This is a genomic window from Pseudorhodobacter sp., assembly GCF_030452865.1.
In the GTDB taxonomy this organism is placed as follows: domain Bacteria; phylum Pseudomonadota; class Alphaproteobacteria; order Rhodobacterales; family Rhodobacteraceae; genus Pseudorhodobacter.
Window position 1 is genome coordinate 1 of sequence record NZ_JAKDLJ010000169.1, and the last position, 7354, is coordinate 7354.

General features: G+C 59.3%; 8 protein-coding genes. 2 read left to right on the forward strand and 6 right to left on the reverse strand.

The genetic code is table 11. The features are described from left to right. From L0H65_RS10975 to L0H65_RS10985, 3 genes are all read right to left on the reverse strand, one after another. Nucleotides 1-610: DUF1705 domain-containing protein (locus L0H65_RS10975; protein ID WP_301458987.1), on the reverse strand; the 610-nt coding region annotated here is incomplete at its 3' end. A gap of 126 nt (nucleotides 611-736) precedes the next feature. Continuing rightward, nucleotides 737-871 carry an entericidin, EcnA/B family gene (locus tag L0H65_RS10980; protein ID WP_301458988.1) on the reverse strand — a complete coding sequence of 45 codons (135 nt, stop codon included), beginning with the start codon at nucleotides 869-871 and terminating at the stop codon, nucleotides 737-739. A 109-nt stretch (nucleotides 872-980) separates the two neighbouring features. After that, nucleotides 981-2696 (reverse strand): extracellular solute-binding protein, encoded by a 1716-nt coding sequence (locus L0H65_RS10985; RefSeq protein WP_301459000.1) that lies wholly within the window; start codon nucleotides 2694-2696, stop codon nucleotides 981-983. A 498-nt stretch (nucleotides 2697-3194) separates the two neighbouring features. Here L0H65_RS10985 and L0H65_RS10990 point away from each other — a divergent pair, with 498 nt between their 5' ends. Together L0H65_RS10990 and L0H65_RS10995 are read left to right on the forward strand one after the other, a co-directional pair. Beyond that, nucleotides 3195-3968, forward strand: coding sequence for a 3-hydroxybutyrate dehydrogenase (locus L0H65_RS10990; RefSeq protein ID WP_301458990.1), 774 nt, complete (start codon nucleotides 3195-3197; stop codon nucleotides 3966-3968). Further along, a complete protein-coding gene (locus L0H65_RS10995; RefSeq protein WP_301458992.1) occupies nucleotides 3965-5005 on the forward strand; it encodes a patatin-like phospholipase family protein in 1041 nt (346 codons plus the stop codon). Before L0H65_RS10990 ends, L0H65_RS10995 begins: the two co-directional genes overlap by 4 nt. On the opposite strand, the gene L0H65_RS11000 is transcribed toward L0H65_RS10995, so the two are convergent. The 3 genes from L0H65_RS11000 to L0H65_RS11010 form a co-directional block, all read right to left on the reverse strand. Continuing rightward, nucleotides 4994-5794 carry a DUF502 domain-containing protein gene (locus tag L0H65_RS11000; protein ID WP_301458994.1) on the reverse strand — a complete coding sequence of 267 codons (801 nt, stop codon included), beginning with the start codon at nucleotides 5792-5794 and terminating at the stop codon, nucleotides 4994-4996. The two genes, L0H65_RS10995 and L0H65_RS11000, sit on opposite strands and share 12 nt — an antisense overlap. Nucleotides 5795-5877: 83 nt before the next feature. After that, complete coding sequence (locus L0H65_RS11005) at nucleotides 5878-6816, reverse strand: pseudouridine-5'-phosphate glycosidase (RefSeq protein WP_301458996.1); 939 nt, start codon at nucleotides 6814-6816, stop codon at nucleotides 5878-5880. Then, a partial coding sequence (locus L0H65_RS11010; RefSeq protein ID WP_301458998.1) for a PfkB family carbohydrate kinase occupies nucleotides 6813-7354 on the reverse strand: 542 nt, incomplete at its 5' end. The genes L0H65_RS11010 and L0H65_RS11005, both read right to left, overlap by 4 nt.

A 7354-nucleotide genomic window follows, 5' to 3' on the forward strand; every position in this document is an offset into this window, starting at 1 on the left:
TTGCGGCAAGCGGCGCACCCGGTTGATAGGCGGCCATGATAGTCTTGTCGGCGCGCAGCACCACGGAATAGGTTTTGAAATGCAGCAGCAGCAGCCCGATGCACAGCGCCGCCGATGCAAGACAGGTAACAACCCAGATCACCGCGCCGCGCAGGAAGGGCAGGCGTTTGACCCGGACGGCAAAGACCACAATGGCGGGAAGAACCCCGGCCCAAAGCACATGCGTCAGAAAGCCGAAAGTGATCAGGTGCTTGGATTCGGTCATCGTCGTGGTCAGGGCGTTCTGCACCATCTCACGGTCAATTGTGGCGCCCAATGTGTCCTGATAATAGGAGGTTATCGCGCCGAGGATCAGCAGAAACGCCAGCACCGGCTTTTGCAGCCAGCGTACCGCAAAGAACGAAATGATCAGCAGCGTCAGCGCGAAAACCGACAGGCCAAACGTCGCGACGATCAGCGGATCACCAGAAAACGCCGCATTCGCCCGGTGCCAGAACGTGTTGTTATGTGCGGCCATGATGAAGACCGCGACCAGCAGGTTCAGCAGCAGCGGCGAAAGAGCAGGGCGGTTGCCTGCGGCGGTCACGCCGCCCGAGGGGTCATTCTTCACGCGATTGGCCTTGTGTCTGGGGCTGGGCCTGTGGCCGTTGCCGCGCGGTGTACGCTTTTGTCGCCACCGGCTCAAGTCACTTGCGCTTGAAGGGATGGGCGTGCGTGTTGTCAGCGCGTCGCAGCGTCAGAGCATGTTGGAAACCCGGTTTGATGCGCCGGAAATATCGCGACCAATTCCGTCTATCGTGCCGCAGGCGGACAGTGCGGACAGCAGCAGCAAGGCGGCAATCGGGATCATTCGGGCGATTCTGAAGGTCATGGGGGCGGGCTTTCTAGGGGTCGCAGTGGTTGGTTTTACGGGGCAACACGCCGTCGCCCCGGAATTGGTTTAGCAAGGATCGCGGGCGGTTTCCATGCGCCCAAAGCCGTCAATTCGGGTCATACCACCAGACATCCGGCTGAAACCCTGGCCAATCGCCGTAAACCGGCAGGGTGCCAGGGTATTTCAACTGTTTGACATGCGCTATGCGGCTGAATTTCGAGAACCAGAACGGGATCACATAACGTCCGGCGGTCAAAATGCGATCCAGCGCGCGCACCGACGCCACAAAATCCTCCTGGCTTTTCGCATTCAGCAGGGTCGCGATCATCGCCTCGGCGGCGGGGGAATTCATTCCCATCAGGTTGCGGCTGCCCGGTTCGGTGACCCCGGCGGAACCCCAGTAGAACGTCTGCTCATTCCCCGGTGACAACGACATGTTGCGGATCATATGGGTCATGTCAAAATCATAGGCGTTGGTACGCTCGGTCATCTGGGCGGAATCGATGGTGGTCAGTGTCGCGTTGATGCCAAGGGTTTTCAGTGCCTCGATATACATATTGGCAATCGTGATCACTTCCGACGCGCCATTCGTCAGCAGGATATCGAAGGTGAAGGGCTTGCCGTCGCCATTGCGCAAGACGCCGGTGTCGTCGGTGGTCCATCCCGCTTGCTCCAGCAACTTCTTGGCGGCGCGGATGCCTTTGCGGTTGGTCGCATCCTGCGCTACCGGCAGGGCGTAGCCCTCGATTGTGCCGGGGGGCAGGTCGGCAGCAAAAGGTTGCAGCAACTCCAACTCTCTGCCCATGGCGGGTTTACCCGGTTCCATCCCCAGAATGGAGTTGGAGAAATAGGATTGGATGCGCGGCGATGCGCCGCCGGTGATCGTGGTGTTGATCTGCTCAAAATTGAAGGCAAGGATCAGCGCCTGGCGCACTCGCCAATCGGCAAAGAACGGACGCCGGGTGTTCATCACAAAGCCGTCGATGCCGGAAGGACGTGAATGCGGGATTTCGGATTTCACGATATCGCCCGACAGTACAGCGGGGAAATTGTACTGCTCATCCCATTTCGCGGCATTGGTTTCGCGGTAGCTGGTCAGTTCACCCGCCTTGAACGCTTCAAACACCACGCCCGCATCACCGAAGTAATCATAGCGCACCTCATTGAGGTTTTGCCTGCCCCGGTTGAAGGGCAAATCCTTGCCCCACCAATCCGGGTTCTTGACGAAGGAAATGAAGCGGCCCGTTTCATATTTGCCAATCGTATAGGGGCCGGAGCCGATGGGCGCTTCCAATGTCGATTCTGTGAAATCCTTGCCCTCCCACTGCGCCTTTTTCAGCACCGGGCGCAGCCCAAGGATCAGCGGCAATTCCCGGTCCTGGGTGTTGAAGGTGAAGCGGATGGAACGCGGGCCGGTAATCTCGGATTTCGCGATCTTGGTCCAACTGTTGAGGTAGCGCGGATGCCCGACGGTGCCGAGGGTCTGGAACGACCAAAGCACATCCTCCGCCGTGACAGGACTGCCGTCCGAGAATTTCGCCTCCGGCCTCAGCGTGAATTCGACGTAGCTGCGCGCGTCATCGGTATCGACTGATTCGGCCAAAACTCCGTAAAGTGTAAAGGGTTCGTCATAGGAACGGCCCAAAAGTGTTTCGGTTGTCAGACCCGATTGGCCCCAAGGTGCGCGGCCTTTCAGGATGAACGGATTGAGCGAATCAAAGCTGCCCGATTCGCCAAAAACGATGCGGCCACCCGCTGGCGCGTCGGGGTTTGCGTAGGGGAGGGACACAAAATCCGGTGGAAGCGCCGGTTCGCCATACATAGCTATGCCATGTTTCGGCTCTGCACAGGCGGGAATCGCCATTGCAGCCAACATGAACAGCCCAAGTGCGCTGTTCAGAATCGCGAAAAAGTGATGCTTCATTCCAGCAACAATCCCGTTTCTCCAATGTTTGTTGATCCAGACACTACGGATGGTTTCGTGCCTTTTCAAACTTTTAACTTGGCCTTGGGCAAACATCAGCGTATAAAGTAGGAACTGCTCGATAGGTTTCTTGCCTGTATGAAACCTGCCTCAATAACTCAACGCCAGCTTCGCGCTGGCGTTTTTTTTTGTTCATACCCGCGGCTCCCACAAAATCTGGTTCCTTCCGCTTGCGTCATTGTCAGCTTGGGGGTGACGGGCGCGGCACTGGTCAATCGCCATCAGACCGACATGCGCAGCGGCGCGCAGGAACGTGAAGCGGGCCATTGGCAACAGACCTCGCATCGCCCGACAATACGCGCTAATGCTGCTACAGCAAAATCAATGAGGTAACTTATGTCGCTTTCAGGAAAAACCGCCGTCATCACCGGGTCTACCTCGGGCATCGGACTCGGGATCGCACATGAATTGGCTCGGCAGGGCGCCGATATCGTGCTCAACTCCTTTTCAGACAGCAAGGAAGACCACGCACTTGCAAGTGATCTGGCGAAGGAACATGGCGTCAAGGTGCGCTATATTCAGGCCGATATGTCGGACGCGGAGGCGTGTCGGGCGCTGATCTCCACCGCAGGCGCTTGCGATATTCTGGTGAACAACGCAGGGATCCAGTATGTCGCCCCGATCGAGGAATTTCCGACCGCGAAATGGAACGCCATTCTGGCGATCAACCTCTCCTCGGCGTTTCACACCACGGCGGCGGCTTTGCCTTTGATGCGCGCGAAAGGCTGGGGGCGGGTGGTCAACATCGCCTCGGCCCACGGGTTGCGCGCGTCGGAGTTCAAATCGGCCTATGTCGCGGCCAAGCATGGTATCGTCGGGCTGTCCAAGGTCACGGCGCTGGAAACAGCAGGAAAAGGCATCACCTGCAACGCCATTTGCCCCGGTTATGTGCTGACCCCGTTGGTGGAGGCACAGATCCCTGACCAGATGAAAGCACACCACATGGACCGGGAAACCGTGATCAAGCAAGTGATGCTGGCCAAGCAGCCCTCCCGCGAATTCGCCACGGTGGAGGAAATTGGCGGCACGGTAGTTTTCCTGTGCTCTGCTGCGGCGAACCAGATCACGGGCACCACAATCTCAGTCGACGGTGGATGGACCGCAGAGTGACGGAACCGGTTCGCGTCAATCTGGCGCTTCAGGGTGGCGGTGCGCACGGAGCCTATACCTGGGGCGTGCTGGATCGGTTGCTGGAAGAGGATTGGCTGGAGATTGCGGCCATTTCCGGCACTTCGGCCGGAGCGATGAATGGTGCAGCACTGAAATCCGGGTTGATCGCGGGGGGGCGCAATGGCGCCAAGGCGGCGCTGGACGTGCTTTGGGCCGCCATCGGCACCGTTGGCGACATGCGGTTGAGTGCTTTCATGCAGCCGGTTCTACCCTTCGCGGCGACGCTGACGGATATGTGGGAGAATACTTTCTCCACCTCGCCCCAAGGCATCGCGTCGCAGCTCTTTTCACCCTATGCCGCTGGTCCGTTTTGGGAAAATCCGCTGAAACCCATCGTTGCCGGTTTGGATTTCTCACTGGTTTGCAGCGATGCCGGGCCGAAGTTGTTCGTCAATGCAACCAATGTGCGCAGTGGCAAGATCGGGGTCTTCACCGGCAAGCAGATCACGCCGGACGCGTTGATGGCTTCGGCCTGCCTGCCCACGACCTTTCAGGCGGTGCAAGTGCCGGACCCGATCACCGGAAAGATGGAGGCGTGGTGGGATGGCGGCTATTCCGGCAACCCGGCGCTTTTTCCGCTTTACGACAAGGGCTTGCCGCAAGACCTCATCATTGTGGCCATCAACCCGATCTATCGGGATGCGATCCCGAAAACGCCCCTCGAAATCCAGAACCGGATCAATGAAATCAGCTTCAACGCGCCCTTGCTGCGCGACCTGCGCGCGATTGCTTTCGTCAAGCGCCTGTTGGCGACCGGCAAGGTGACGAAGGGCGAAATGAAGGACGTGGCGCTGCATGTGATTTCAGACAATCCCTTGATGAGCGAACTGACCGCCAGCAGCAAAATCCTGCCGACACCGGCGCTTCTGGCGCGGCTGAAAGCGGCAGGGCGCGTATCGGCAGACCGGTTTTTGGTGGAACATGGCGCGCATCTGGGCAAGCACGGGACAGTAGAGCCTGTCGATCTACTCGATTGATGCCATGGAGGCGGGGGGCTGCGTGATCTGCACACCGTCTCGGGCGGCAGGGTATACCAGACCTGCCGAAATGATCAGCTTTGCCGCGTCTTCAATCTTCATGTCCAGCATCCGCACGTCAGAGGCAGGCACGAACAGCAAAAAGCCGGAGGTGGGGTTGGGCGTGGTCGGCAGGAACACCGACAGAATTTCATCATTTTCGGGAAAACTCGCCGCGATTTCTCCCTTTGCTTTGGTTGACACGAAGCCAATCGCCCAGATTCCTTCCTTCGGGTATTCGACAAGGCAGGCTTTCTCGAAGTTCTGATCGGTCTGGGCGAAGACGGTTTCGGCAATCTGCTTGATGCCGCTGTAAATCGACCGCACGATCGGAGTACGGTCCACCAACCGCTCGGCCCAGTTCAGGAAAGACCGCCCGATGATGCCCCGCGCCAGCCAACCGACGAAGATGGTGAACACCAGAAAGATGATGACCCCGGTGCCGCGCAGATTGATCCCGTTTGCCTTGCAAAAGAACGGAGGTTTCGCCGGGTCAGAGGCCCAGAACCTGGAAATCCCGGATGCTGGCTCAAACGGCGATGGGCAGAACCAGTAGCCGAACCATTCCGAGGGTTGATATTGTTCCGGGATGAACGGCAGCACGAAGCCGTCAATCCAGCCGGTGACGGCCCAGATCAGGTAAAGCGTCAGCGCAATCGGCAAGACGACGACAAGCCCGGTCAGAAAGCTGCTGCGCAATCCACCCATCAACCCGCGTTTTTTCAATGGATGGCTTTTCTGATCAGTCATTCCCGTCCCTATGCCCGATGCTCCAGACGACCGCAATCTAAGGATGGCATCGGGTGGCTACAATGGTAAAGCACGGGATCGGTTCAGTTTCCGCGCGCTTTTGCAATTTCAATTGCGATTCCAGCACCCAAACGCGCGTTGTTCCTGACAAGCGCGATGTTGGCGGTCAGAGACTTCCCCGCCGAAAGTTCAAATATCCGGCCCAGAAGGAACGGGGTGACCGCTTTGGTGGCAATGGCCTGCGACGTGGCTTCCTTCAGCGCCTGTTCAATCATCGGCATGATCTGGGGCAGGGGGATTTCGTCGGACTCCGGGATCGGATTGGCAACCAACTGCCCCCCGGCAAGACCAAGGTGCCCGCGCATCAGATGCGCGGCGGCAATTTCGGCAGCGCTGTCCATCCGCAACGGCGCTGGCAGGCCGGAATCGCGCGCCCAGAAAGCCGGAAATTCGGATTGGCCGTAAGCGATGACCGGAACGCCAAGGGTTTCCAGCACTTCCAGTGTTTTGGGGATGTCAAGAATGGCCTTTGCCCCGGCGGCGACAACCGTGACCGGGGTTTGAGCCAACTCCTGCAAATCGGCAGAGATATCGAAAGAGGTTTCGGCCCCGCGATGCACGCCGCCAATGCCGCCAGTGGCAAAGACTGAAATTCCCGCCAGATGTGCGGCGATCATCGTCGCGGCGACGGTTGTGGCTCCGGTATCGCCACGAACCAGGCAGGCCGCCAGATCGGCGCGCGACAGTTTGCGCGCATTGGGGGTTTTGGCCAGGGCCTGCAACTGCTGCGGCGACAGACCGATGTGGATCGATCCACCCATCACCGCGATCGTGGCCGGAACCGCCCCCGCCTTGCGGATGTCCCCTTCCACCGTTTCGGCCATCTCCACGTTCTGCGGATAAGGCATGCCGTGCGTGATGATGGTGCTTTCCAGCGCCACCACCGGGCGGCCTGCGGCCAGCGCCTCCGCCACTTCGGGCAGGATGAACATCGGCAGTTGGTTGAATGAATGAATGGTCATGTTCCAATCTCTCCTGAGACGTAATCGGCAGCGGCACTGATGGCGAGGTCCAATGCCTCTTGCCGGTCCGCGCCTGTTCGGGTGGCGACAATATGGGCCGCCATGAAGGTGTCGCCCGCGCCGGTCACACGGGTCACCAGGACTTGCGGTGGGGTGGCCGTCAAGACACCTGCGCTTTGCGTGCCTTCCGCGCAACGGTTGCCACCATCGGTCACCAAGACACGGGCAGCACCCCGCGACAGCAATCCCGCCGCCGCCTCATGAGCGTTGGCATAGCTGTCTTTCGCCAGTATCCCTGCTTCCTCCAGATTGACATAGAGCGTGGCGCTTGGATGGGTCAGGAGGGGCTGCAACCGCTCGGCTTTGCCGGGGCTGGCCGGGGCCACGCGCAAATCGGCCGCCGCAAACAATGGCGACGCGGATATCTGCGCCAAAAGCGTTTCCGTCAGGTTGCCATCCAGCGCGATCACGCCGGGGTAGGGCGCTTGTGTGCTGCCCAAACGGCCATCACTTAGCGCGCGCAAAACCTTGTCACCCG